28 protein-coding genes are annotated in these 22011 nt (G+C 63.1%); 17 read left to right on the forward strand and 11 right to left on the reverse strand.

Annotated elements, in window-relative coordinates; genetic code table 11:
- On the forward strand, positions 1-1470 hold the full coding sequence (locus DV706_RS09285; protein WP_006064896.1) for a sulfite oxidase: 1470 nt from the start codon (positions 1-3) through the stop codon (positions 1468-1470).
- Here DV706_RS09285 and DV706_RS09290 read toward each other — a convergent pair whose 3' ends face one another.
- From DV706_RS09290 to DV706_RS09300, 3 genes are all read right to left on the reverse strand, one after another.
- Entirely contained in the window at positions 1471-2004 is a 534-nt protein-coding gene (locus DV706_RS09290; protein WP_006064895.1) for an FKBP-type peptidyl-prolyl cis-trans isomerase, read from the reverse strand. It lies immediately after the preceding gene.
- A 66-nt stretch (positions 2005-2070) separates the two neighbouring features.
- The gene (locus tag DV706_RS09295; protein WP_049889647.1) at positions 2071-3135 is read right to left on the reverse strand and encodes a pyridoxal-phosphate-dependent aminotransferase family protein; all 1065 of its coding nucleotides are present in this window, start codon (positions 3133-3135) and stop codon (positions 2071-2073) included.
- Between the two features lie 66 nt (positions 3136-3201).
- Complete coding sequence (locus DV706_RS09300; RefSeq protein ID WP_006064893.1) at positions 3202-3441, reverse strand: hypothetical protein; 240 nt, start codon at positions 3439-3441, stop codon at positions 3202-3204.
- Positions 3442-3619: 178 nt separating this feature from the next.
- On the opposite strand from DV706_RS09300, the gene DV706_RS21735 reads away from it, so the two are divergent.
- The 8 genes from DV706_RS21735 (at position 3620) to DV706_RS09335 (ending at position 9898) form a co-directional block, all read left to right on the forward strand.
- Entirely contained in the window at positions 3620-3769 is a 150-nt protein-coding gene (locus DV706_RS21735) for a DUF7557 family protein (RefSeq protein WP_006064892.1), read from the forward strand.
- A 9-nt stretch (positions 3770-3778) separates the two neighbouring features.
- The gene (locus DV706_RS09305) at positions 3779-4474 is read left to right on the forward strand and encodes a triose-phosphate isomerase (RefSeq protein ID WP_006064891.1); all 696 of its coding nucleotides are present in this window, start codon (positions 3779-3781) and stop codon (positions 4472-4474) included.
- A gap of 45 nt (positions 4475-4519) precedes the next feature.
- Positions 4520-4936, forward strand: coding sequence for a universal stress protein (locus tag DV706_RS09310; protein ID WP_006064890.1), 417 nt, complete (start codon positions 4520-4522; stop codon positions 4934-4936).
- Positions 4937-5091: 155 nt separating this feature from the next.
- A complete protein-coding gene (locus tag DV706_RS09315) occupies positions 5092-6336 on the forward strand; it encodes a digeranylgeranylglycerophospholipid reductase (protein ID WP_006064889.1) in 1245 nt (414 codons plus the stop codon).
- 151 nt (positions 6337-6487) lie between these two features.
- Positions 6488-7501, forward strand: a complete 1014-nt coding sequence (locus DV706_RS09320) for a hypothetical protein (RefSeq protein ID WP_083901998.1) — start codon at positions 6488-6490, stop codon at positions 7499-7501.
- 6 nt (positions 7502-7507) lie between these two features.
- Positions 7508-8572 (forward strand): ABC transporter permease, encoded by a 1065-nt coding sequence (locus DV706_RS09325; protein ID WP_006064887.1) that lies wholly within the window; start codon positions 7508-7510, stop codon positions 8570-8572.
- A gap of 3 nt (positions 8573-8575) precedes the next feature.
- Positions 8576-9319 (forward strand): ABC transporter ATP-binding protein, encoded by a 744-nt coding sequence (locus tag DV706_RS09330; protein ID WP_006064886.1) that lies wholly within the window; start codon positions 8576-8578, stop codon positions 9317-9319.
- Between the two features lie 135 nt (positions 9320-9454).
- Positions 9455-9898, forward strand: a complete 444-nt coding sequence (locus DV706_RS09335; RefSeq protein ID WP_006064885.1) for a universal stress protein — start codon at positions 9455-9457, stop codon at positions 9896-9898.
- 228 nt (positions 9899-10126) lie between these two features.
- Here DV706_RS09335 and DV706_RS09340 read toward each other — a convergent pair whose 3' ends face one another.
- Both DV706_RS09340 and DV706_RS09345 read right to left on the reverse strand, forming a co-directional pair.
- Positions 10127-10534 (reverse strand): hypothetical protein, encoded by a 408-nt coding sequence (locus tag DV706_RS09340; RefSeq protein WP_006064884.1) that lies wholly within the window; start codon positions 10532-10534, stop codon positions 10127-10129.
- 73 nt (positions 10535-10607) lie between these two features.
- Positions 10608-11075, reverse strand: a complete 468-nt coding sequence (locus DV706_RS09345; protein ID WP_136350851.1) for a phosphopantetheine adenylyltransferase — start codon at positions 11073-11075, stop codon at positions 10608-10610.
- Between the two features lie 136 nt (positions 11076-11211).
- Here DV706_RS09345 and DV706_RS09350 point away from each other — a divergent pair, with 136 nt between their 5' ends.
- The gene (locus tag DV706_RS09350; RefSeq protein ID WP_006064881.1) at positions 11212-12030 is read left to right on the forward strand and encodes a ZIP family metal transporter; all 819 of its coding nucleotides are present in this window, start codon (positions 11212-11214) and stop codon (positions 12028-12030) included.
- 19 nt (positions 12031-12049) lie between these two features.
- Here the strand turns inward: DV706_RS09350 and DV706_RS09355 are convergent, their stop codons facing one another.
- The 5 genes from DV706_RS09355 to DV706_RS09375 all read right to left on the reverse strand — a co-directional run bounded on the left by DV706_RS09355 (position 12050) and on the right by DV706_RS09375 (position 15521).
- The gene (locus DV706_RS09355; protein WP_006064880.1) at positions 12050-12625 is read right to left on the reverse strand and encodes a cysteine hydrolase family protein; all 576 of its coding nucleotides are present in this window, start codon (positions 12623-12625) and stop codon (positions 12050-12052) included.
- Positions 12622-13419 (reverse strand): YqcI/YcgG family protein, encoded by a 798-nt coding sequence (locus tag DV706_RS09360; protein WP_049889644.1) that lies wholly within the window; start codon positions 13417-13419, stop codon positions 12622-12624. The genes DV706_RS09355 and DV706_RS09360 overlap by 4 nt, the downstream gene beginning before the upstream one ends.
- A gap of 88 nt (positions 13420-13507) precedes the next feature.
- A complete protein-coding gene (locus DV706_RS09365; RefSeq protein WP_006064878.1) occupies positions 13508-13969 on the reverse strand; it encodes an MOSC domain-containing protein in 462 nt (153 codons plus the stop codon).
- A 63-nt stretch (positions 13970-14032) separates the two neighbouring features.
- Positions 14033-14725 carry a YqjF family protein gene (locus DV706_RS09370; protein WP_006064877.1) on the reverse strand — a complete coding sequence of 231 codons (693 nt, stop codon included), beginning with the start codon at positions 14723-14725 and terminating at the stop codon, positions 14033-14035.
- A 55-nt stretch (positions 14726-14780) separates the two neighbouring features.
- The gene (locus DV706_RS09375; protein WP_006064876.1) at positions 14781-15521 is read right to left on the reverse strand and encodes an SDR family NAD(P)-dependent oxidoreductase; all 741 of its coding nucleotides are present in this window, start codon (positions 15519-15521) and stop codon (positions 14781-14783) included.
- A 125-nt stretch (positions 15522-15646) separates the two neighbouring features.
- Here DV706_RS09375 and DV706_RS09380 point away from each other — a divergent pair, with 125 nt between their 5' ends.
- Both DV706_RS09380 and DV706_RS09385 read left to right on the forward strand, forming a co-directional pair.
- Positions 15647-16102: a universal stress protein gene (locus DV706_RS09380; protein WP_049889643.1), complete on the forward strand. Its 456-nt coding sequence runs from the start codon at positions 15647-15649 to the stop codon at positions 16100-16102.
- Between the two features lie 210 nt (positions 16103-16312).
- Positions 16313-16777: a universal stress protein gene (locus tag DV706_RS09385; RefSeq protein WP_006064874.1), complete on the forward strand. Its 465-nt coding sequence runs from the start codon at positions 16313-16315 to the stop codon at positions 16775-16777.
- 62 nt (positions 16778-16839) lie between these two features.
- On the opposite strand, the gene DV706_RS09390 is transcribed toward DV706_RS09385, so the two are convergent.
- A complete protein-coding gene (locus DV706_RS09390) occupies positions 16840-17265 on the reverse strand; it encodes a hypothetical protein (protein ID WP_006064873.1) in 426 nt (141 codons plus the stop codon).
- A gap of 155 nt (positions 17266-17420) precedes the next feature.
- Between DV706_RS09390 and DV706_RS09395 the strand changes: the two genes are divergently transcribed.
- The 5 genes from DV706_RS09395 (at position 17421) to DV706_RS09415 (ending at position 22003) form a co-directional block, all read left to right on the forward strand.
- The gene (locus DV706_RS09395; RefSeq protein ID WP_006064872.1) at positions 17421-18392 is read left to right on the forward strand and encodes an ROK family protein; all 972 of its coding nucleotides are present in this window, start codon (positions 17421-17423) and stop codon (positions 18390-18392) included.
- An 85-nt stretch (positions 18393-18477) separates the two neighbouring features.
- Complete coding sequence (locus tag DV706_RS09400; protein WP_006064871.1) at positions 18478-19854, forward strand: LVIVD repeat-containing protein; 1377 nt, start codon at positions 18478-18480, stop codon at positions 19852-19854.
- Positions 19855-19949: 95 nt separating this feature from the next.
- Positions 19950-20333 carry a NifU family protein gene (locus tag DV706_RS09405; protein ID WP_006064870.1) on the forward strand — a complete coding sequence of 128 codons (384 nt, stop codon included), beginning with the start codon at positions 19950-19952 and terminating at the stop codon, positions 20331-20333.
- A 156-nt stretch (positions 20334-20489) separates the two neighbouring features.
- Positions 20490-21059: a hypothetical protein gene (locus DV706_RS09410; RefSeq protein WP_006064869.1), complete on the forward strand. Its 570-nt coding sequence runs from the start codon at positions 20490-20492 to the stop codon at positions 21057-21059.
- Positions 21056-22003 carry a homoserine dehydrogenase gene (locus DV706_RS09415; protein WP_006064868.1) on the forward strand — a complete coding sequence of 316 codons (948 nt, stop codon included), beginning with the start codon at positions 21056-21058 and terminating at the stop codon, positions 22001-22003. The genes DV706_RS09410 and DV706_RS09415 overlap by 4 nt, the downstream gene beginning before the upstream one ends.
- Positions 22004-22011 lie beyond the last annotated feature (8 nt).

Raw genomic sequence — 22011 nt, forward strand, 5'->3', positions numbered from 1 at the left:
ATGTCATCAGAACACACAACCGAACGAAAACGGGACGTACAGGCCGACGAATCAACGGACGACGACCGCCGCCGCCGGTTTCTCGATCGGCGACGGTTTATGTTGGCGACTGGGACCGCGGCGACTGTTGCACTTGCCGGCTGTGCCGGTGAGGAGGAAGCCGATGACGACGGCGAGACCGACGATGACGATGACGACAACGGCGAACCCGAACCCGGTGATCGGGAGTACTTAGAGGAGAAGTTCCCCGGCTTGCTGGTTCATTCGGCGGATCCGGAGAACGCGGAGGCTGCCCAACGAGAAACGTACACCGAGTACATCACACAATCCGAGGAACACTACATCCGAAACCACTATCTCGCCCCCCGGATCGAGGAAGACGAGTGGGAAATCTCGCTTGGTGGGATGATCGACGAGGAGGCCGATCTCACGATGGCAGAACTCCGCGAGGAGTTCTCGACGGAGACGGTCACCCACGTCATGCAGTGTTCGGGTAACGGGCGATCGTTTTTCGACCCGGAAATCGGCGGCAATCCGTGGATATACGGCGCGGTCGGCAACGCCGAGTGGACCGGCGCGCCGATGAGCGAGATTATGGAGGAGTACGGTGCCGACACGAGCGACGGGATGTGGGTAATGTTCGCCGGCGACGACCATCCTGAGGGCGAAGACGTATTCGCCAGGTCGATCCCGATGCAGAAGGTCATGGAAGACTGCATCCTCGCCTACGAGATGAACGGCGAGCAGATGACCGCCGAACACGGCCACCCTGTCCGCGTCGTCGTCCCCGGCTGGTACGGCAACAACAACGTCAAGTGGCTCTCGGAGATCGAAGTGATGGAGCGGATGATGATGGGTGACGACGAGGAACTCTTCCACGAGGACTACGAGACCGACGACTACGAGCAGTACCTCCACTGGCAACAGAACTCCTACCGTATCCTCGCCGAGGGCCAGGAGTCGATCCGCGTCGAGTCCATCGACGAGTTCGATACGCGAGAACAGATGGATATGGAAGACCGCGGCGAGATGGAGGTTCCGCCGTACATCTACGACCAGAACGTAAAGTCGCTAATCGGCTACCCCGGCATCGACGACACGGTCGAGCCACGGGAGGAAGACGGCATGATAGAGGTCATCGGCGTCGCCTGGGCCGGTGACGACGAGGTCGCCGAGGTCGAGGTCTCCGCCGATGGCGGCGAGACTTGGGAGAACGCGGAGTTCTTCGGCGAGGACAACGGCCCCTACGCCTGGCGACAGTTCCGCTACATGTGGGACCCCGAAGAGGAAGGTGAGTACACCCTCTACTCACGAGCAACCGACGAACTCGGCCGCTCCCAGCCACGGACCATCTCCGACATCGAGGACGGACAGATCACGGTCGAAGACGACACGTTCCCTTACGAGATGGGTGGCTACTGTCTCAACACCTACGAAGAACACGGCGTCGATGTGACCGTCGAAATGTAATCACTCCGAACGACGCGTCCCGTACTTTTTCTCCCAGGTTTTCGCGCTGTCATCGCCCGGCTCACCGTATACGTCGAGCAGTCTGACCTCGACCTCGAGTCGTTCACCTGCCAGTTCGTGGTTGAAATCGAGCACCACGCGGTCGTCGTCGACGGCCGTCACCCAGCCGGTCCGGTTGTCCTCGGTCGTCACGAGGCTTCCTTCCTCGGGCACCTCGCCGACCAGCTCCGCGACGGCGTCGGACTCGAGCTCGTGGACCTCACGCTCGTCGTACGTACCGAAGGCCCGTTCGGGGTCGGCGACCTCGGTCCGTGTCTCACCCGGCTCGAGGTCCTGAACGACGTCCTCGAGGACGGGGGCGACGCCACCGTCCCCGACACGGAACTCGAGCGGTTTGTAATCACGGTGGTTGTGGTAGATCCCTTCTTCCCGTGCGATGTCGACGTCTGTTGTGTCGACGATCGCTCCTGAATCGGGGCCGTCGACCAGCCGGGCGGTGTAATGAACGACCGCGATCTGCCCTTCTTTTGCCATGTGTAGACGTGTGTCATAGCCAAGTAAAAAATCACCGTCGACTACCCGGTCGTGTCGTCGGTGGTATCACTCCAGCACAGCGTCGAGGGCGTCCATCGCTCGCTCGACCGTCTCGAGGTCGGCGTTGTACCCCATATGGCCGATCCGAAGGATGTCGTCGGCCATGTCGCCCAGCCCGGTCGCCAGCACGACATCCTCCTCGTCGGCAACTTGCTGTTGAACTCGTTTCGCCTCGCCCGGCAGCCAAAACGCCGTCACGGTCGGCGACCGCCGCTCGGGGTCGGGATAGCATTCGAGGCCGAGTTCGGTGCCGCGCTCGCGACAGCGTTTTGCAGCCGTTTCGTGGCGCGCGTAGACGTCCTCGAGCCCTTCCTCGAGGAGCAAGTCGAGCGCGACGTCGAGTGCGGCGACGTTTGCACTCAGATGCGTATATGGGAACCCCTCGGAGACGTCTCGCCACGGCAGGAAGTTCGTATAGAGCGACGACGGTTCGCGGGCGTCCATCGCGTCCCACGCGCGGTCGCTGATCGCCGCCGTCGTCAGCCCCGGCGGCGCGCTGAAACACTTCTGGGAGGCCCCGAGACAGACGTCGATTCGGTCGCTTGGCACCGGCGTCCCGCCAAGCGAGGAGACGGCGTCGACGACGCTCAACACGTCGTGGTCGTCGAGCAAGTCAAGCACTGGCTCGAGGTCGTTGAGCGTCCCCGTTGGTGTCTCGCAGTGGACCATCGTCGCCAGCGTGTACGGCTCGCCATCGGCGGCGGCCGCCTCGAGCGCCGCTGCGATGGCCTCGAGGTCGTAGGGCTCGTCGTATGGGACAGAGACGAGGTCGGCGTCGCCGTCGTAGGATTCGACGAAGTCGGCGAAGCCGTCGCCGTAGAGGCCGTTGGAAATACAGAGCACGCGGTCGCCGGGCGCGACCAGCGAGGCGATCGCCGCCTCGAGGCCGAGGATGCCTTCGCCGCCGGGGACGACGACGTCGTGGGACGTGTCATAGATCGTCTCGAGTTTCGCACAGACGTCGGCGTAGCGCTCCGCGAACGCGGCCTCGATATCCGGATTCGGTTGTGGGTCAGCCATCGCTTCCCTGACCGCTGGTGGCACCGCCGTTGGTCCTGGCGTGACGTTCATACTCAGTCATGCGACCCGCTCTCATTAGCGAGTTGCGGTCGGCGTTCTGGCGTCGGTTTTGCCGGCTCAGATCGTTCCCTGAAGGACGATTTCGCTGCCCACCGACTCGAGCATCGACTCCGTGACGACGTAGTCTTCCTCGTCCTCGCCTTCGATTCCCAGCGACGCGAACACGTGCTCTGCGATCGAGGGATTCGGATCGACGGCAGCGCGTCCATTGTCGACTTTCGCGACGATGCCGAGTTCTTTCCCCGCTGCATCGACGACCGTCTTGCCGACGTCGTCGTCGGTCAATGTTGCGTTCATGCCCCATCCGTTCACAACCACGCCGATACCTGTTCGGCCGGCACGAGACGGCCGCGGGTCGCTCACGTCGGGTGTCGCCGGTTTCGAGCCTGATATCGGCAGGGTGCTGTCGGTGTGCCCCCGACCTATTTGATGCTGGTTGGTGAGGATACAACCGAAGCACTGCTTCGTGACAGCCATGACCCACACGATCGAAATCAGCGACGACCTGAAGGATCGAATCGACGACCACTGTGAGGAAGACGAAACCTACGAAGAGTTCCTCGAGGAACTCGTCTCGATCTACGAGACCGAAGGCGCGTTCCTCCAGGAAGGCTACTCCGAGTGACGGCAGTCGATGGTACTCGAGTATCCGTACTTTCTGATTAATTTCAAGACGGCCACGGAGACGGTCGGCGAGGACGGGCTTGCGTTCGCCCGGACGGTCGAGCGTGTCCGAGACGACACGGGGCGCCAGTTCGCTGTTGCCCCACAGCTTACCGATCTCCGACTCGTCGCCGAGCGAACGGCGCTCCCTGTGGTCGCTCAGGCTGCGACGCTCGCTGAGAACGCCGTGATGGGAGCGACGACGTACGAGACGGTCGCAGCGGCCGGCGCTGACGCCGTCTTCATCAACCATCCACAGAACGAGGCCACCTTCGCCGACGTGGCCCGCGCAGTCGATCGCTGTGCCGACCGCGGCCTCGAGTCGATCGTCTGTGTCAACAGCCTCGAGCAAGGTCGGGCCGCCCTGACGTTTGATCCCGACTGTCTGCTCTTCGAACGACCCGACGACATCGCCAGCGAGTCAGGGATGGTCCGAACACACCCGGAGCGAATCGAGGCGTTCGTCGACATGGTCGCAACCGAGAACCCGCAGACGAGGGTGTTCGTTGGGGGCGGGATCCGGACGGCTGCAGACGTTGAGCAGGCCTTCGCGTGCGGTGTGGATGCGACGGGGGCTGCCTCGGCGGCACTCGAGGCCACGGATCGAGCGGCGTGGCTTCGATCAGTTGCGGGTAGCGTTCCACACACAGCTGCGTCGAGTGACTGATCACCGAGACCGGGAGTGAAGTGGCTCCCCGCCTAACGGTCAGATATGGAACTGCTGATCGCGCTCGACGACTCGGAACCGGGGTGGAACGCCCTCGAGTACGTCCTCGAGAACCATCCCGACGATGCCGTCACCGTGGTCCACGTTATCGATCTGAGCCGGAGCGAGTACGGTGAGCTCGCCCATCTCGGCTCGGAGACGATGCGTGAGCGCCGTCGAGAGCGTGCAGACGAACTGTTCGATGCCGCCCGCGAACGCGCGGCTGAACGCGGCTGTGAGATCGAAACGGAGCTTCTGGTCGGCCAGCCTGCGGCGTCGATCGTCGACTACGCTGTTGAGTCTGCGGTCGATCGCATTGTCGTCGGCAGTCACGGCCGGGATGGCATCTCGCGGGTGCTCCTCGGCAGCGTCGCAGAACGGATCGCCCGCCGGGCGCCGACGCCCGTCACGATCGTTCGATAGTCTCGTCCATGTGGGTTGATGACACGGTATGGCGACCGTTTCACTCGTCCGTGTCAACCTATTATGGTTAATATTAAATATAAAATATGTGTTTGGAAGCCGTTATTCCGTCGCGACTGAATAAACTAATGTGGCTCCGAAATAGTCTCGACGTTATGAACAACCGCTACGATGTGGTCATCGCTGGTGCCGGGCCGGCCGGCGGCCAGTGTGCACGCGACCTCGCTGCCCGGGGCTACGACGTCGTGGTCCTCGAGACCGAGTCCGAAGACGAGTTCCCGCGCCAGAGCAACAAATCGACCGCTGGCACCTTCCCCTCCATGATGTCGTCGTTCGGGATTCCGGACGATGTCGTGATGCAGTACACCGATAGCGTCGTCCTCGAGTCCCCGACGAACCACTACGTTCGCGAACAGCCTGGTGCCGTCCTCGAGTTCGCCGACTTCAAACGGTTCCTCGTCGAAGACAGCCGCGCCGATGGCGCGGAGTATCGCTTCGACGCGCGCGTCACCGCACCGATCATGGAAAACGGTGAGATCATCGGCGTCAGATACAACGGCGACGAGGAGGTCTACGGCGAGATCATCATCGACGCGACGGGGCCGGCCGCACCACTCGCGAAGAAACTCGGCGTTGTCGACCTCAAACGCGAGAACCACGCGATCGGTATCGAGTACGAGTTCGAGGGAATCGATATCGACCGTCCCGGCTTTGCGGACCTCCACGACGCGATGATGCTTCGACTGGACCATGAGATCGCTCCCGGCGGCTACTCGTGGATCTTCCACACCGGCGAGGATACCGCCAAGGTCGGCCTCTGTTACATCCAGAACGGTAGTCACGAGCAGTATGCACGCGACGACTTCTCGATCGACGACTACCTCACCCACTGGCTCGACACCGACCCGCGGTTCCGGGACGCCGAGCGACTCGAGGGGAAACAACACCGCGGCTCTGCACACATCCAGCCGCCAGGGAAACTCCACACCGACCGGTTCATGGCGATCGGCGACACCGTCCCGACGGTCGACCCGCTGTGGGGCGAAGGGATCAACAAGTGCATGCAGTCCGGCCGCATGGCCGCCGCCGCCGCCGACACCTGTCTCAAACACGGCGACCTCGAGCCAACCGCCGAGAACCTCGAGGTGTACGATACCCTCTGGCGTCGTGACGTTGCACCGAATCACCGAAAGCGGCTGCTGATGACCCAACTGCTCTATCTCGCGCCGAACGAGCGATACGACCAGCTTATGGCCGACCTCCGTCGGCTCGACGACGACACACTCACGAAAGCAAACCGCGGTAACATCCCTGCCATCGCGAAGCTGCTCGAGCCACGCGACATCCCAATGCTCGCGACGTTCGCAAAAGAACGGCTCAGTCTCGGCAGTTTCCTGTAACCGTTTCAACTTTTGCAGGCGGTGTCCCCGTCTTCAAAGAGCATCACAGCCCACGTGAGCGGACAAGAAACGCAGTAGGGCGGGGTAGTTGACTCCCTGTCGTCGCAGACACCCAAACGGTTAATGACCATCTACTATGAGAACTGACACGATGTCACCCCGCTCGCGACGCCACACTGCTGCTGGCGCTGCCCTCTCGAGACGAGCGGTGCTTGCCGCTGGAGTCGCGCTCGTCTCCGCAACGGCTGGCTGTACTCGTTTCTTCGACGACGAGGACACCGACACAACCGACGACCTCGTCGCCCACGCACCCGCTGATTCGACCGTCCTCACGCACCTCGATACGAGTGCAATCGCGGCCGCCGACGACGCCCAGCAGGTGCTCGACGACCTCGCAACCGTCGATCCGGACCACGTCGACGGTGTGACGGCGTCCATCGAAGCCCAAACCGGACTCGGTCCGCTCGCGGCAGCCGAGGTGTTGGTGTTCGCCGTGGCTGACGCCGAGTCCGACACCACTGCCATCCTCGAGAGTGACTGGACCGAAGCCCACGTCGTCGAATCGCTCGAGGAGACGACGGGCCACGAGTACGAACGCGTGACCGACGAGGACGAGCCAGCCCGCTACGAGCCAGCACAGACGCCGGCCGAGGACTCGAGCGAGGCGGCCCTCGAACCGTCGGCGCTCGGCGTCTGCGGCGACGGACGGTTCATCGTCGGCGACGTGGACGCTGTTCGGGCCTCACTCGCGATTCACTCCGACGACGCGGCTGCTGTCTCTGGGCCGATTCGTGACGCATACGACGACGCTCGTGGCGCACAGATAGCCGTCGCTTCGGAGTCGTCCGGCTCGCCCATTCCTGCGGAGTATGCGTCACTGGTCGGGCTAAACACCGACATCTTTGACGAAGTCGAGGCCGTCGGCCGAAGCTACACTGCCGTTGAAGCGGGCGTCGCACTCGAGGTTCGGTTCCACGTCGGCGACGAACGCGATGCCACGGAACTCGAGACGGTTCTCAACGGTGCACTGCCGGTGCTCGGTGAGCTCGACGCTGAACTCGAGGCGGCTCGCGAGGACGTTATGATCTCACGGGACGAGACTGTGGTCGAAGTGGTCTACGAGGGCGACGCCAACGCTGTCTTTGCGTTGCTTGATGAGGTGTAACATCGCATGGATCTCCTCGCGTTGCTCCGCAAGGAGTCGATCACGGTCCGGCGAAATCTGGGGTTGATCCTCGTCTTGCTCGTCGTGCTTCCGGGCGGAATCGTCGCTGGAACCGCCGTCTTCGAGCAGACGATCCCGCGTGACGTTCCGGTTGGTGTCGTCGCCGAAGGGGACGCGACCGACGACGATGTCGCGATCGCCGAGGCCGGACTGGTCGCGTTTGCGACGCCACTCGAGTACGATTCCTCGGCTGATGCACGCGAGGCGCTCCAGCGTGAGGAGGTGTATCTGGTGGTTTCCGTCCCGAGTGACGTCATGGTCGAGGGTAACGAGGCGAACGTGACGATCGTCTCCGATCATGCGTTCGTCCCGTTCGAAGAGCCGGTCAACGAGAGTATCGGCCTCGCAGAGTCCGAGTTCGATCAGGCCGTCCCAGCCGACGTCTCCGTCGACCACGAACGCGTCGGCGAGCCACGGAGCCTCTCTGAGTTTCTCGTGCCGACCGGCCTGTTCGCGTTCGTCACTCTCTATGCACTGGTGTATCTACCGTATCAGGTTCGCTCCGAGCGACTGGTGCTCGATCGCTTACAGACCGAATCCCGACTCGAGACGGTCGTCGCGAGCAAACTCCTTTTCTATGGCGGGGCACTCATCGTCCCAGCGGCGGTCGTCGCCGTCGTAACGACGTGGCTCGGCTACGACGTGGCTGTTCTCTCACCGGCGACGCTCGCCGTCCTCGGGCTGACGTTCTGGTATCTCGCAGCCATCGGGCTGGCCGTCCTCTTTGTACTCGGCCTCCGCCAGTCGGCGCTGTTCGTCAATCTCGGGCTCGCACTCGCCGTCTTCGGGCTCTCGAGTCTCGTCTATCCGGTCGGCTTCTTCTCGACGAGCCAGCGGACGATCGCACGCGCGCTCCCGACACATTACTCTGCAGTCACGACCCGGAGTACGATGCTGCGGGACACATCGGCCTCGCTGTACGCTGACTATCTGCTGTGGCTCGTCGCGACGGCGCTCGTCTCGCTCGTCGTCCTGAAACTCGCTCTGGTGGTCTATCAACGGAGACGCTAACGCATGACTGACAGTGATCCGCCCTCCGACGACCGCACCGAACGTTCGTCCGGCCACGACCGAGCGAAAGCCACCGACACTGACGGGCTCACGCTCGTCGACGTCACGAAACGCTACGGGGAGACGACCGCACTCGAGGGGCTCTCGCTTACGTTCTGTCCGGGCACGTTCCACGGCCTGATCGGACCCAATGGCTCCGGGAAGACGACGCTGTTCGCGCTGCTTGCGGGACTCACCCGTCCCTCGAGTGGCCGGATCGAACGCGACAGCGCTGCGACTGTCGGCTACAGCTTTCAGGAGCCGCGATTTTATCCCGCGCTGACCGTCCGCGAAAACCTCGAGATCTTCCGTGGCTTCGCTGCTGAGCCGCCGCCGAAGACATGGCTCGAAACACTGCTCGAGGAGCTGCGGCTCGAGCCCGCTGCCGACCGACGTGCCGCGGAGCTGTCGGGTGGGTTTCGCAAGAAACTCGACCTCGCGCTTGCGCTGGTCAAGCGCCCACAGTTTCTGTTGCTCGATGAGCCACTGGCCGACGTCGACGACTACTCCCGACGGCGCATCCGGTCGTTTCTCGAGACCTACCAGACGGATGATCGAACGGTCGTCGTTTCGACACACAACGTCGCTGCGTTTGCCGATCGTCTCGATCGGCTTACGGTCATCGTCGATGGCGACCTCCGGTTCGATGGGCCACCGAAAGACGATGTCGTTGCCCAGTATCGAACGGTGCTCGAAGCGACGGAGTGAGACGGTGCTGTCCCGGGTGTCTGGCGTGACCGCGTCTCATCCTGTGGGCGCGTCGACACTGACTGCGCAGCGTTCGATGGAGACGCACTATCATTCGGCAGGAATTTGACGGCTCTCGCTGTATCTGGCTGTACGATGTTCGAGACGATCCTGATCCCGACCGACGGCAGCGAACACGCCGAGAGTGCCGCCGAAACCGCTATCGAGCTCGCAACTGTCCACAACGCGGCGGTGCACGTCGTCTGTGTCGCCGACACCGGCCCACTAGGAGAGCTCCGACTCCCGGGCGACGCCGCGAGTGCCGAAGACGCGATGCGCGGTCAGGCCCAGGCGTACGTCGACACGATCGTCGAACGAGCCGAGGCAGCCGATCTCGAGGTGACGGGGACCGTCCTCGAGGGGCCACCGGAGCACGAACTGCTCGAGTACGCTGACGATGTCGGCGTCGATCTCATCGTCATGGCGACCCGCGGCCGGGGCGGTGTCCAGCGGATGGCGATGGGGAGTGTCACCGACCACATCGTTCGATTCGGCGACATCCCCGTTTTCGTGGCGAACTCCGGGACTGAGTCGGACTAAGCTGTAGCCATCCGAGGGAAGTTCCCCGGGATCGTCCGACGATATCCGATTTCGTGACTGAGCAAAGCAAAGGGGGAGCGACGCTGGGTGTTAGCGCTCAGCCTGTCCCGCCCCTTCGCGAGGGTGACTGGTGACGTTGGTGCCCGACTGCAAGCGAGTCCGTCGCCATCGACTCGTCGCGACCGGCGGTTTCGACCACCGCCAAGACTCAGATCGTCACCTGGCCGTTCACTGCTTGACGATCTCGTTGATCGCCTCCGTTCGGCGGCCGATCGACCAGCCAAGCAGCGCGAGGCCGACGTAGATCCCGATCGCGGGCACGACGTACGCCTCGAGGATTGCTTCGGGCGTAAAGCCGAACGAATCGAGTGCAGCCCCGAGCAACAGCGAGACGAGAAAGAGCGCAATACCGATATCTGCGGTCCGCATGCTTGGCAGCTCTCGAGGACTCGATTGAAGCCGTCCAGCCACGTAAAAGACGAGCGTATACGTGACCCAGCCGGCGACGAGCGCCAGCCCAGTCATGAACACATCATCGGGGAAATACTGCGGGATAAACGAGAGATGGATCACTACTGTGACGAGCAGCGCACTGCCGAGAAGAACGAACAACAAGGGTCGTCGATCTGTACTCATTAGCTTGACTGACTGTCTCCGCATCCATTACTATTGTGTCATCATCCGGTCTCGAGGCGCAGTCGCGTCGCCGTCACTCGAGGACGGTACCGTACTCGTCGATCTCTCCGTTGACGATTCGCGTCGAGGAGATGCGTTCGCCGTCGTCGGCGAGGACGTACGGCGCGACGATCCCTGACAGCGGCTCGAACCCACGCTCGCGCCGGCGGTCGTTGATGACCTCGAGTTCGGGTGCTGTCTCGGGTGAGACGACCAGCGCGTCGATTGCAGGATCTTCGGTCGCGATGGCGTGTTCGCTGGTCAGTGTCCGGATCTCGACGTTACGGTCCCACTCGTCGAGGGCGGCGATCTCGTCGGTTACCGCTTGCACACGCTCGTCGAAGGACGGAATCGGACGTGGCTCGTCGCGTGTTTCGGCGGCGAGTTCGTCGCTCGTCAGCGCGACGACGACGCCGTCCTCGCCGAAGCGCAGCGCGTGCTCGAAGAGGGTTCGATGCCCGTCGTGGATCGGCCCGAACGTGCCGGCGACTGCGACGTGCATACGGCACCCGACACCGAGCAGGCGTATAGTTGTGTCATGCGCTTTCGAGTGCTGTGACACTGTCATCGATGGCCGGTCTCAGCGCAAGTAACGGGATATATGAGTGTCGGGTGTCATCCAGCAGTATAGCGTTTTGATGACCCTCGGAACCGAACTGGCGCTCGTCTTCGTTGTCGGCCTCATCACCGGGCTCGCCACGGGGCTGGGCGTCGCTCCGTTCTTCGTTGTCCAGAGAATCAGCGACCGCTGGCTCGTCGTGCTGTGGGGGCTTGCCGTCGGCATTTTGCTCTCGGCGTCCCTGTTCGGGTTGCTCGGTGAGGCGCTCGCCGAGGGCGCGCCCGTCCACGTCCTGTTCGGCGTGCTCGCCGGCGTTGGGTTCGTTTTTCTTGCCGACCGCGTCGTTGCGGGGTACGAGTTCTCCCCGCGGACGGTTTCGTCGGTCGACTCGAGAACGGTCATTTTGACCGTTGGCGTGTTGACGATCCATAGCATTCCGGAAGGGATCGCCGTCGGCGTCGCGTTCGTCGATCTGGGAACCGACGCCAGCGTCGAAATTGCCGGCCTGGCACTGCCCGCGCTGGCGGTGTTCATGGGGATTGCGATCTCGATACTGAACGTCCCGGAAGGGCTTGCGATCGCGATTCCGTTGATCGCCTACGGGATGGACCGATGGAAAGTCCTCGGCTGGGCGGTCTTCTCCGGACTCCCACAGCCGATCGGCGCAGTGCTCGCCTACACTTTCGTCAGTACATTCGAGGGGCTGTTAGCACTCAGCTTCGGGTTCGCCGCTGGTGCCCTCTTCTATCTCGTCGTCACCGAGTTCCTCCCCGCCGGACTCGACGCGGGCGACGCACTCCCAAAACGGGGTCGGACCGAACTCGTCTCGGGTATCTGCGTCGGGTTCGCTGCGACGCTGGCGATCATCGTTGCCGTCGAGAATATTGGAACGGTCTAAACGGACTCATCCAACCCGCTCACTCGAGCAGGTCAGCCGTCGTCATCACTGTCGCGAACTCGCCCTCGAGGTGGACCAGCGCGGTTCGGTGGACCGTCTCCGCGTCGAAGTGGTCGCCGTCGTAGCTCCGGTCGAACGTCGCTGTCGCGTCGGCGACGACGGCGACGTCGAAGCCGAGATTCTCCCCCATTCGGGTGCTCGTCGAGACGCAGTGGTCAGTCGTCAGCCCCACGATAACGAGCGTCTCGTGTCCCTCGTCTCGGAGCCACTCCTCGAGATCTGTCCCGATGAATGCACTGTTGACCGATTTTGCCATCGTCGGCTCCTCCTCGAGCGGTGCCGTCTCCGGTTTGAACGCGAACCCGTCCTCGTCGCCCCGAAGCGGCGAGTCGGGCTCGGTCGAGTCGTGACGGACGTGGACGACTGGTCGCCCCGTCTCCCGCCAGCGCTCGAGCAGTCGCGCGGCGTTCGCTTCGGCGTCGGGATTGTTCCGTGTTCCCCATGTCGGGTCGTCGAACCCCGTCTGGAAGTCGATCAATACGAGCACGGCGTCCTCGAAGCGGTCGGCGTCGTGCTCGTTTTCGACGTCGGTCATGGCAGCCGAGCGGCGGGTTTCGGGTGCTCTCGCGTGACCGTCATCGGACACGCCGACGGTGCCTGTTCCTCGTCTGCTGACAACATATACTGGTGCCACTCGCGGTCGCCCTCAACGCCCCAATCGCCGATATCGGCGTGTGGACAGACGCCGTCGTACTCCTCGATCCGATCCTGGATAACGTCGCGAGCGTTCTGGCCGGCGTCGGTGTCAGCTGTCACACCGAGGTTCTCGAACAGCGCCCGCGGCTGGAACGTGATCTCGAGGCCGATCGGACAGTAGCGGCTCTTTCGCCGGTCGTAAAACGGTGCTCGACAGGTGGGGAACATCGGCTCGCCGCCGAGACTAAACTCCCAGTGTGGGTCGTCGGGATCGGTCGGGATCTCCTCTGGCCACGGCTCTGGGTCGTGCAGGTGCAGCGTCTGGAGGATGTGCCACAGCGCCTCGTGGTACTCTTGCTCCGAGAGCGGTGTTTCGGGCGGCTTGAAGAACGTGACGAGCGACGCCCGCTCGGAGTGGTCCTGATAGACCTCGAGATACTCGAGGATTCGATCCCGCAGCGTCAACAGCGCGTCGGCGTCGCTCATCGAGGGGACAGCGGTGTAGAGCGGCTCACCCTGCTGGACCGACTCGACGCCGAAGTAACACGGGAACGGGCTCTCGTTTCGTTCGCCGAGCAATCCCTCCTGAAACGACGCCCAGTGATCGGCGACCCACTCCGGGGTTTCCCCATCGCGGACCCGCTGGTCGAGCGTCTCCTGATCCATCAGTGATTGGACTCCCGGCTCGTTCATGCTGTGACTCTTAGCGCTCGCAGGAATGTATGTTTAGGTTTGTCTCCCTAGTTGGCTCACCGAACATATCCGGATGATCGCCGGAAATCTACACTCGTTCAACAGCGGCTCCGAGTCGGACAACGCCACCCTCGAGAATCCGCGCGCGAAGTCCACCACGATGGACGAGCGCCTCACGAACGCCTTCTCGCTCGAGATGGCCCTCGAGATACGAACACGGCTCGCAGAGTTCGGTTCCCTCACAGAGGAGGTCGCCGACCCGGAACTGCTCGCCGACGAGGTGGTTCAGCGCGACTCCCTCGGTCGTGAGATTCCGACGATGGATGCCGTCCTCGAGGTCGAGGTCGTAGTCGCACTCGACCGCCTCGAGCGTCTCGCATTCGATCAGCGTGCAGTCGCTGCCCGCCCGGTCGGCGAAGGTCCCCTCGGTGTCGAAGTAGCGGTCACCCTCGAGACCGCGGCCAGCGACTGCACGCACTGACTCGCGAGGTTCCATCGGCGCGCCCTGTTCGGCGGCGACGTGGATCGCGCGGATCGTTCCAGTCGTCATCGGTTGGAGCGACGGCCGCGAGCATGGTATATCGATCGTTCCTCGCGAGACCGCTCGCGTAGCTTACCGCCAGCGACGATTTCTCGAGGAGGTGATATCGACGCCGCGGCTGTAGTAACAGATCGGGGAGTCCGTGGGTGGCTCGAACCCGTTGGCCTCGAACAGCGTGTTCGCCTCGATCGTCACCGACGCCCCTCGGAGCGTCCACGGCTCGTGGTCGATATTGGCGTAGCGGATCGATCCGTCGCGCCCCGTCGTATAGTAGCGATAGCGTTCGGTGAGAAACGCCGCGAGCGAGTCAGGCTCGGGAACGAACGGCTCGCCGACTGGCTCGTACGTCCCGGAAAACGTCGCGGGGAACGCACCCGGATGGCGACGCTCACTTTCGAACGCGATCGCGCCGTCGGCTGCGGTCATGTCGATGTCGGCGGCGTAGTACGGCAGGTGATGAAAGAGACGCGCGCCGACGACGCCGAGAACGCCCTCGGCGTCGAGACTGAAGAAGTAGATGCCGGGCTCGCCGTCGCACGTGACGTACGTTCGGAGGTTGAGTTCGGGCAACTCGAACCCAACACCGCCGGGAACCCCGCGCGGACGAACGTCGACGTTCAGGTACGGAACGACCGAGAGCCACGCTCGACCGTCGTACGTATCGACTGTGAGGCCGTCGGGAAGTCGTGTCGCGACGACGTCGGGCTCGACGGGCCAGTTGGCAAACAACAGGTGCCGCCACCCCATCGCGATCGGAAGTACCATACACAACGTTGGTCGCACCGAGGTTTCAACCCGCTGCCAAACGAGTCATGCCAACTCAAACCGTCTCGGGTAACCAGCCGCCGTCGACTTCGATGTTTTCGCCGCTGATGTACCCACTATCCGGATCGAGGAAAAAATACAGCGGGGCGATCAGATCCTCGAAGCTCGCAGGTCGACCTCGAGGAAGGTCAGCGGGGAACTCGTCGGAGTTTTCGACGACGTACGGTGAGATGGCGTTGACTGTGATCCCGTCGTCTTGCGTGTCGGCCGCGAGCATCCGCGTAAACATCAACACGCCTGCTTTCGCGACGAAATAGGGGAAGTTCTTCGGGCTGACCAGTCCCTGCTCGCTCGAGGCGTAGCCGATGTTGACGATCCGGCCGTACGACTGCTCGCGCATCGCCGGCAGTGCGCGCTTCGAACAGAGATAGGTGCCGTTGAGGTTGGTCTCGAGCACTCGAGTCCACGTGTCGAACTCGAGGTCGGCCCAGTGGCTGGGTGCGAAATCGCCGACGTTGTTCACGAGCACGTCGATCGACCCCAGTTCGGCTTCGACGGCCGCAAAGAGCTCATCGACGCTTTCGGGATCGGTGACGTCTCCCTGAACCGTCATCGAGTCGTTCGCGCCGCGTGCTGTTGCTTCCGCGGCCACCTCGCTGGCTGCATCTGCGCTCGAGTGATAGTGAACGGCCGTCTTCGCCCCGCAGTCGGCCGTCGAAAGCAGGAGTTCGCGGCCGACGCCTTTTGCACTGCCCGTCACGAGCACCGTCCGTCCCTCGAGGTCGGGTCCGTCCATACAGCACCATCGCCGACTGGGTGGAAAAGCACTCGGGACCGGACCTCGAGGCGGCGACCTCGCTATCAGACACTGGCTTGACAGGACGTCCAGAATTTAAATAGGATCGTCGGGATAGTCGTTCTGTGACACTAGATACCGTTTTCCTTGCTGTGGGCCCCGGTGACGCTGATCGACTCGACGAACTGGCTGCAGCCGTCGTCGAGGTCGCCAAACCGGCCGACGCGACCGTCTCGCTTGCACATGTTTTTACAGACGACGAGTACGACGAGGTGGTCTCACGGCTCGACTTCGCCGCCGGGGACGACGAGATCGACCCCAACGAGGTCGCACGACGACATTCGACGATCCACGATCTCACCGCAGTGTTCGACGAGCACGACATCGACTACGATGTGAGCGGGGCGATCGGCGAACACGGGCCGACGATCGTCGACCTCGCCACCAGCGTCGACGCGGACCGAGTCGTCGTTGGCGGCCGACGGCGCTCGCCGACCGGAAAGGCGGTCTTCGGCTCGACGGCACAGGAAGTCCTCCTGTCGGCACCGTGTCCAGTGACGTTCGTCAGAAACGATGAGTGATACGGTCTGCTGTACCGATGTACCGCCGATCGCCCGCGATGGAGTCGGTGATCGGCGGTACGTGACGACAACAGTCCGTATGAGTCGACGCTCGGTCGGTCCTTCGTTTCGACCCGTGTTCGGGACACTCGCATATAGCCGTCGCCGGCGATCGCCGGAATACTGTGCCGACAAGAATACTTAAGCAGGTGGCACTACCACTGTGCTGACATGGCGATCGATACGATACTGCTTGCAGTCGGGCCGATGGATACCGTCCGCGCCGAGGAACTCGCCGACACCGTCCTCGAGATCGCAGAACCACTCGATGCGAAGGTCGTGATCGGCCACGCCTTCACGGAAGACGAGTACGAAGACATCCACGACGACCTCGGCTTCGACGCTCGTGTCGACGACGTCGACCCCGACGAAGTCGCCGCCAAACGCTCACCGGTCGGCGACCTCGAGGAAATCTTCGCCGATGCCGGCGTCGAGTACGAGGTCCGGGGCGCACTTGGCGAGGTCAGCAGCAAGGTCGTCGACATGGCGATCGATGTCGATGCCGACCGAATGGTCGTCGGCGGCCGACGGCGCTCGCCCGCAGAAAAGGCCGTCCTCGGCTCCGTCTCACAGGAGATCATCCTGCAGGCACCGTGTCCGGTCACGTACTTCCGTGATCTCGACGTGATGGAGTAGGCAGCCTGTATCAGCCGACACCGACGCTTTTCCCATTCGATCAGGTCGACGATGCTGGAACACTATGGCTTGCTGGCCCGTTCTTTCCACGCTCGTTCTTGCCGACGTTCTCGGACGTGGCGCTCTCCGTCAGCCAGTTCACGCCGTACCCGTCGCTCGACTGCCCTCGATTCCGCCAGCAACGTCTCCTGATAGTTCTCGAGGACGTCGTACGACCAGCGATGCTCGTCGACGACGCCGTGGGGGAGGAGTTCGTCTCGGATCGTGTCGGCGAGTTCGTCGTGGCCAGTGGCTCTGAGCAGTATTTCTGCCTCGCGAAGATGGTCCATTCCGTGGCCCGTCGCGTGGTGGAACTCGAGGAGGCTTCCGTGCGCGCGCTGGATCCACTCGAGGCCGAGTTCGACCTCGTGGAGCGCGTTGCACTCCGTCTCACTGAGTGATGCCACTGGCTCTGTCTCCGTCTCGGTCGGTGGGTCGTCGGTGGTCATACGTATGACCATGTCACAAACTACCATACGTGTACCGCTGTCCGACGCGTGACCGTCGACTCGAGTAAACAGAACGCCAGATCTATTGGAACGGTTACTCGTTGTCGAGTACGATCTGTGTAGTTAAGTACGGTGACGGTCGTCTTTAGGATAAGATGGACTACTACGCGGGCGTCGATCTCGGCGCGACGAACGTTCGGGCCGCCGTCGCGACGGACGATGGAACGACGGTCGGCATAGACCGTCGGCCCACACCACGCGGTCCAACGGGGATTGACGTCACAGAGGGCGTACTTCGCACGGTTCGGAGTGCCTGTAGTGATGCTGGGATCGCTCCTCAGTCGATCGTCGCTGCTGGAATCGGTTCGATCGGCCCGTTCGACCTCGCGGAGGGGACGGTGATCGATCCCGCAAACCTACCGGATTCGATCGATCGCATCCCGCTGACGGGGCCGGTCGAAAAACTGATCGACAGCGACGAGGTCCACCTGCACAACGACACCACTGCGGGCGTTATCGGCGAGCGGTTTCACGCCGACCGCAACCCTGATGACATGGTCTACATCACCATCTCCTCGGGGATCGGTGCCGGCGTCTGCTGTGACGGCGATATCATGGGTGGCTGGGACGGCAATGCGGGCGAGGTCGGTCACTACGTCGTCGATCCACGTGAGCGCCTGACCTGTGGCTGTGGCCACGACGGTCACTGGGAAGCCTACTGCTCGGGTAACGGGATTCCGAACTACACTCGTCTGCTCGCCGAGGACGACCCGACGATCACGACCGACCTCCCGCTCGAGGAGCCCGACTTTACGGCCAAAGACGTCTTCGACTTTGCCGGTGAGGACGAACTGGCCGACTACGTGATCGAGCAACTCGCCCACTGGAACGCGATCGGTGTGACGAACGTGATCCACTCGTTCGCACCGATCGTGATCTCCTTTGGCGGGGCCGTTGCCCTGCACAACGAGGAACTGGTCGTCGACGCCATCCGCGACCGCGTCTCGGAGATGGTGATGACCAACATGCCCGAGATTCGCGTCACCGATCTCGGCGATGACGTCGTTCTCGAGGGCGCACTCGCCAGCGCTCTGACCGGTGGGACGGGCGATCGACGTCGACTGTAAGACGAGCCACGCGACGGTTTCTCGGGCTGTGTCGGCACCTGGTGCTGACCACGTTTTATTTGACTGCCCGGACGTTGGGTTCTGTATGCAGCGGAGAGCGTTCCTTCGAACGGGCGGCGCCGTCGGCACCGCCGTGGCCCTCCCGCAGTCAGTCGTCGCGTCGACAGCAGCCAGCGCGTCGACTGCACTCGAGTCCAGTCCGGACGGCGACCCACTCGGCCGTGTCGAGGTCGACGGTGCTGCCGAAGCCGTCGTCGGCGACGACGGCGAGACGGCGTATCTCGCCGCTACCACCGGCTTCGTCACCGTCGACATCAGCGACCCTGCAGACCCCACCGTGCTCGCCGAGCGACTCGACCTCGAGGTCGATGGCACTCGAATGACCGAGATCCTCGATGTGAAAGTCGACGGCGATCGACTCGCTGTCGTCGGCCCGGCGAACAGAACGTCTGCAGACGTCTTCCACGGCTTCGTGATCTACGACGTGAGCGACCCCGCTGATCCAGTCACCGTCAGCGATCCCTACGAAACCGGCTCTCACATCCACAACTGCTTTCTCGAGGACGACCTGCTCTATGTCGTCGAAAACGACACCGATGCCCACTCGCTCGTTATTTTCGACATCGACGACGAGCCGACGGAGATCGGTCGCTGGTCGCTGCTCGACCACGAACCCGAGTGGGAGGCCATCTACTGGCTCGCTCGCTATCTCCACGACGTGTACGTTCACGAGGATGTCGCTGCCCTCGCACACTGGAACGCCGGCACTTATTTGCTCGACGTGAGCGACCCGACCGACCCGGAGCTGCTCTCGCGGGTCCGAGACACCGATCTCGAGACACAACGAGCACTCGAGAACGAGGATGCACAGATGGGGCTGCCGGGCAACGACCACTACTCGGCGATAGACGACAGTGGTGACCTTCTCGCGGTCGGTCGAGAAGCCTGGGAGACGGGTGGTGACGCCCCGGACGGACCGGGCGGGATCGATCTCTACGACATCAGTACCCCGAGCGAGCCAGCCTTCCGGGCAACGATTGACGCACCCGCAGCTGACGACGCATCCTACTACGGGGGGATGTGGACGACAGCGCACAACTTCGAGTTGCGCGACGGGCGACTCTACTCCTCGTGGTATCAAGGCGGTGTCAAAGTCCACGACGTCAGCGACCCCGCTGCACCCGACGAACGCGCCCACTGGCATGACGTCGACAAGGCAGGGTTCTGGACTGCCCGTGTCGCCGACCCCGGCGAAACGTTCGTTGCGAGCAGCACACCGTTGATCCCCAATGCGGACACCGAGGGGGCGCTGTACACCTTCAGGAACGATCTGTCCGAGGCGAGCGCGGACGCTTCCGACCCGATTCCCGGCCTCTCCGGTCCCACAGCCGCTGTTGGACTCGCAAGCGGGGCCATCGCCCTCGAGTGGCTGCGCCGACGCCGCGGTGTCGACGAGCGCTGACGGTCTGGTATCTCTCTGAAACGTTCAGTAACAACCGTGATGGACGATAGCAGACGTCAAAACCTTATTGATCGCTCGAGTTCCTAGTTCCAGTAATGACGGATTCCAACGCTGTCTCTGACGCCGACACCGAGGCACCACTCAAAGAGCGTGTCGAGCGCTGGCTCAGCCGCGAGATGCCGATCATCCAGATGCACGGTGGGACGAGTGCCGTTCGTGCGGCTGACCCGGAGACCGGTGAAGTGATCATCGAACTCGGCGGTGGCTGCAAGGGGTGTTCGGTGAGTGATATCACGACGAGCAACATCGAGGCCGAACTGCTCACGTGGCCCGAGATCGACGACATCACGGTCCGCGTCCCCGACGCTCGCGAGAGTCTCGGTGGCCCCGACCAAGCCGAGTCGATCATGGGTATCGACCGAACCGAAGGCGGGCGCGGCGACTGGGGTTCGTCGAACCCGGGAAAAGACCACCTCTAAGGACCACTGTTTCGTTGCGGCGTCTCGACTCCCATGACAGCGAGTTACGTGTGCCACGGTAACGAAGATGGCCTGTTTTGGGAAGTCCTATATCCTTTTACGCTCCCACTACAGAGTCATATATCATGATGACGCGTGGACGCCTGAACGCAGGAGGTGGCGGCAGTGAGTGACGACCCCGTCGACGAAGACGAGACGGAGACAGATGGCGGCGTTCGCGCCTACACTGTCCGTCTCGAGCTTGTCGATGAACCCGGTGAGCTCCTTCGCGCGCTCTCGCCGATCGCCGACAACGGTGGCAATCTTCTGAGTATCCACCACGAGCGCGGGAACATTACCCCTCGAGGGCATATCCCCGTCGAGGTCGACCTCGAATGTCCGCCGGACCGATTCGATGGCATCGTTGACGCGCTTCGCGACGCCGGTGTCAACGTCATTCAGGCCGGTGCCGAACACTACGGCGAGGAGATCAGCGTCGTCCTCGTCGGCAATCTCGTCGAGCGCGACCTCTCGAACACGCTTTCGCGGATCGAAGACGAGGCCAACGCCGTCGTTCGCGACCTCTCGCTTGCTGCACCCGACGGCACGGAAGCCGTCTCGAGTGCCCGAGTCCGGCTTGCAATCGACTCCGGTCGCTCCGATGCAGCACTCGAAGCGATCCGTTCGATCGGCTCGGAGAAGGAACTCACTGTCGTCGAACCACTCCTTGGAGGTGATGCCGCATGAAACTCGCAATTCTCGGTGCCGGAGACGTCGGCCGCTCGGTTGCTGACCTCGCCGGCGAGTACGGACACGAAGTCGTTGCGCTCGCTGACTCGACCACCGCTACAGTCGACGACGACGGGATCGATGTCGCCGGCGCACTCGAGCGAAAAGCCGGCGACGAGGCGCTCGGCTCGAGCGAGCCCGACGACGTCTTTGACGCCGACTACGACGTCCTCGTCGAGGCGACGCCGACCACACTGGACGACGCCGAACCCGGTTTCTCGCACGTCAAACGCGCCCTCGAGGCCGACCGCCACGTCGTGTTGGCCAACAAAGGCCCCGTCGCAGAACGCTACGAAGAACTGCGCGCACTCGAGGCCGACAGCGCGGGCTCGATCCGCTTTGAGGCCACCGTCGGCGGCGCGATTCCGGTGTTGTCGACCATCGAAGACTCGACGCCACAAGCCGTCACCGCGGCCCGTGGCGTTCTGAACGGGACTGCGAACTTCATCCTGACGCGGATGGCCGCCGAAGGCCTCGACTACGAACACGTCCTCGCGGAAGCCCAGGACCTCGGTGTGGCTGAGGCCGACCCGACGTTCGACGTCGACGGCACCGACGCCGCGCTCAAGTTCGTCATCCTCGCGAACGTCCTTGCCGACGGCGGCTTCTCGCTCGAGGACGCCACGGTAGAGGGCATCCAGTCGATTCCTGGCAGCGCGCTCGACCTCGCCGCCGAAGACGGCCGCACGATCCGCCTCATCGGCGAAGCGACCCGCGACGGCGTCCGCGTCGGGCCGCGACTCGTCCCCGAAAACGGCCCGCTTGCCGTCACCGGCACGCGAAACATCGTCCAGATCGAGACGCGAAACGCCGGCTCGCTGCACTCGAGTGGTCGCGGCGCTGGCGGCCCGGAGACGGCGACGGCAGTGCTTTCCGACGTCGGTCGACTCCCACCGCTGTAGTCTTCGGT

The organism is Natronorubrum bangense (genome assembly GCF_004799645.1).
Lineage (GTDB): Archaea > Halobacteriota > Halobacteria > Halobacteriales > Natrialbaceae > Natronorubrum > Natronorubrum bangense.

What these genes read in the sequence shown, in the direction of transcription:
- DV706_RS09285 (WP_006064896.1), top strand. Translation starts at nt 1, where the DNA reads ATGTCATCAGAACACACAACCGAACGAAAACGGGACGTACAGGCCGAC.
- DV706_RS09290 (WP_006064895.1), bottom strand. Translation starts at nt 2,004, where the DNA reads ATGGCAAAAGAAGGGCAGATCGCGGTCGTTCATTACACCGCCCGGCTG.
- DV706_RS09295 (WP_049889647.1), bottom strand. Translation starts at nt 3,135, where the DNA reads ATGAACGTCACGCCAGGACCAACGGCGGTGCCACCAGCGGTCAGGGAA.
- DV706_RS09300 (WP_006064893.1), bottom strand. Translation starts at nt 3,441, where the DNA reads ATGAACGCAACATTGACCGACGACGACGTCGGCAAGACGGTCGTCGAT.
- DV706_RS21735 (WP_006064892.1), top strand. Translation starts at nt 3,620, where the DNA reads ATGACCCACACGATCGAAATCAGCGACGACCTGAAGGATCGAATCGAC.
- DV706_RS09305 (WP_006064891.1), top strand. Translation starts at nt 3,779, where the DNA reads ATGGTACTCGAGTATCCGTACTTTCTGATTAATTTCAAGACGGCCACG.
- DV706_RS09310 (WP_006064890.1), top strand. Translation starts at nt 4,520, where the DNA reads ATGGAACTGCTGATCGCGCTCGACGACTCGGAACCGGGGTGGAACGCC.
- DV706_RS09315 (WP_006064889.1), top strand. Translation starts at nt 5,092, where the DNA reads ATGAACAACCGCTACGATGTGGTCATCGCTGGTGCCGGGCCGGCCGGC.
- DV706_RS09320 (WP_083901998.1), top strand. Translation starts at nt 6,488, where the DNA reads ATGTCACCCCGCTCGCGACGCCACACTGCTGCTGGCGCTGCCCTCTCG.
- DV706_RS09325 (WP_006064887.1), top strand. Translation starts at nt 7,508, where the DNA reads ATGGATCTCCTCGCGTTGCTCCGCAAGGAGTCGATCACGGTCCGGCGA.
- DV706_RS09330 (WP_006064886.1), top strand. Translation starts at nt 8,576, where the DNA reads ATGACTGACAGTGATCCGCCCTCCGACGACCGCACCGAACGTTCGTCC.
- DV706_RS09335 (WP_006064885.1), top strand. Translation starts at nt 9,455, where the DNA reads ATGTTCGAGACGATCCTGATCCCGACCGACGGCAGCGAACACGCCGAG.
- DV706_RS09340 (WP_006064884.1), bottom strand. Translation starts at nt 10,534, where the DNA reads ATGAGTACAGATCGACGACCCTTGTTGTTCGTTCTTCTCGGCAGTGCG.
- DV706_RS09345 (WP_136350851.1), bottom strand. Translation starts at nt 11,075, where the DNA reads ATGCACGTCGCAGTCGCCGGCACGTTCGGGCCGATCCACGACGGGCAT.
- DV706_RS09350 (WP_006064881.1), top strand. Translation starts at nt 11,212, where the DNA reads ATGACCCTCGGAACCGAACTGGCGCTCGTCTTCGTTGTCGGCCTCATC.
- DV706_RS09355 (WP_006064880.1), bottom strand. Translation starts at nt 12,625, where the DNA reads ATGACCGACGTCGAAAACGAGCACGACGCCGACCGCTTCGAGGACGCC.
- DV706_RS09360 (WP_049889644.1), bottom strand. Translation starts at nt 13,419, where the DNA reads ATGAACGAGCCGGGAGTCCAATCACTGATGGATCAGGAGACGCTCGAC.
- DV706_RS09365 (WP_006064878.1), bottom strand. Translation starts at nt 13,969, where the DNA reads ATGACGACTGGAACGATCCGCGCGATCCACGTCGCCGCCGAACAGGGC.
- DV706_RS09370 (WP_006064877.1), bottom strand. Translation starts at nt 14,725, where the DNA reads ATGGTACTTCCGATCGCGATGGGGTGGCGGCACCTGTTGTTTGCCAAC.
- DV706_RS09375 (WP_006064876.1), bottom strand. Translation starts at nt 15,521, where the DNA reads ATGGACGGACCCGACCTCGAGGGACGGACGGTGCTCGTGACGGGCAGT.
- DV706_RS09385 (WP_006064874.1), top strand. Translation starts at nt 16,313, where the DNA reads ATGGCGATCGATACGATACTGCTTGCAGTCGGGCCGATGGATACCGTC.
- DV706_RS09390 (WP_006064873.1), bottom strand. Translation starts at nt 17,265, where the DNA reads ATGACCACCGACGACCCACCGACCGAGACGGAGACAGAGCCAGTGGCA.
- DV706_RS09395 (WP_006064872.1), top strand. Translation starts at nt 17,421, where the DNA reads ATGGACTACTACGCGGGCGTCGATCTCGGCGCGACGAACGTTCGGGCC.
- DV706_RS09400 (WP_006064871.1), top strand. Translation starts at nt 18,478, where the DNA reads ATGCAGCGGAGAGCGTTCCTTCGAACGGGCGGCGCCGTCGGCACCGCC.
- DV706_RS09405 (WP_006064870.1), top strand. Translation starts at nt 19,950, where the DNA reads ATGACGGATTCCAACGCTGTCTCTGACGCCGACACCGAGGCACCACTC.
- DV706_RS09415 (WP_006064868.1), top strand. Translation starts at nt 21,056, where the DNA reads ATGAAACTCGCAATTCTCGGTGCCGGAGACGTCGGCCGCTCGGTTGCT.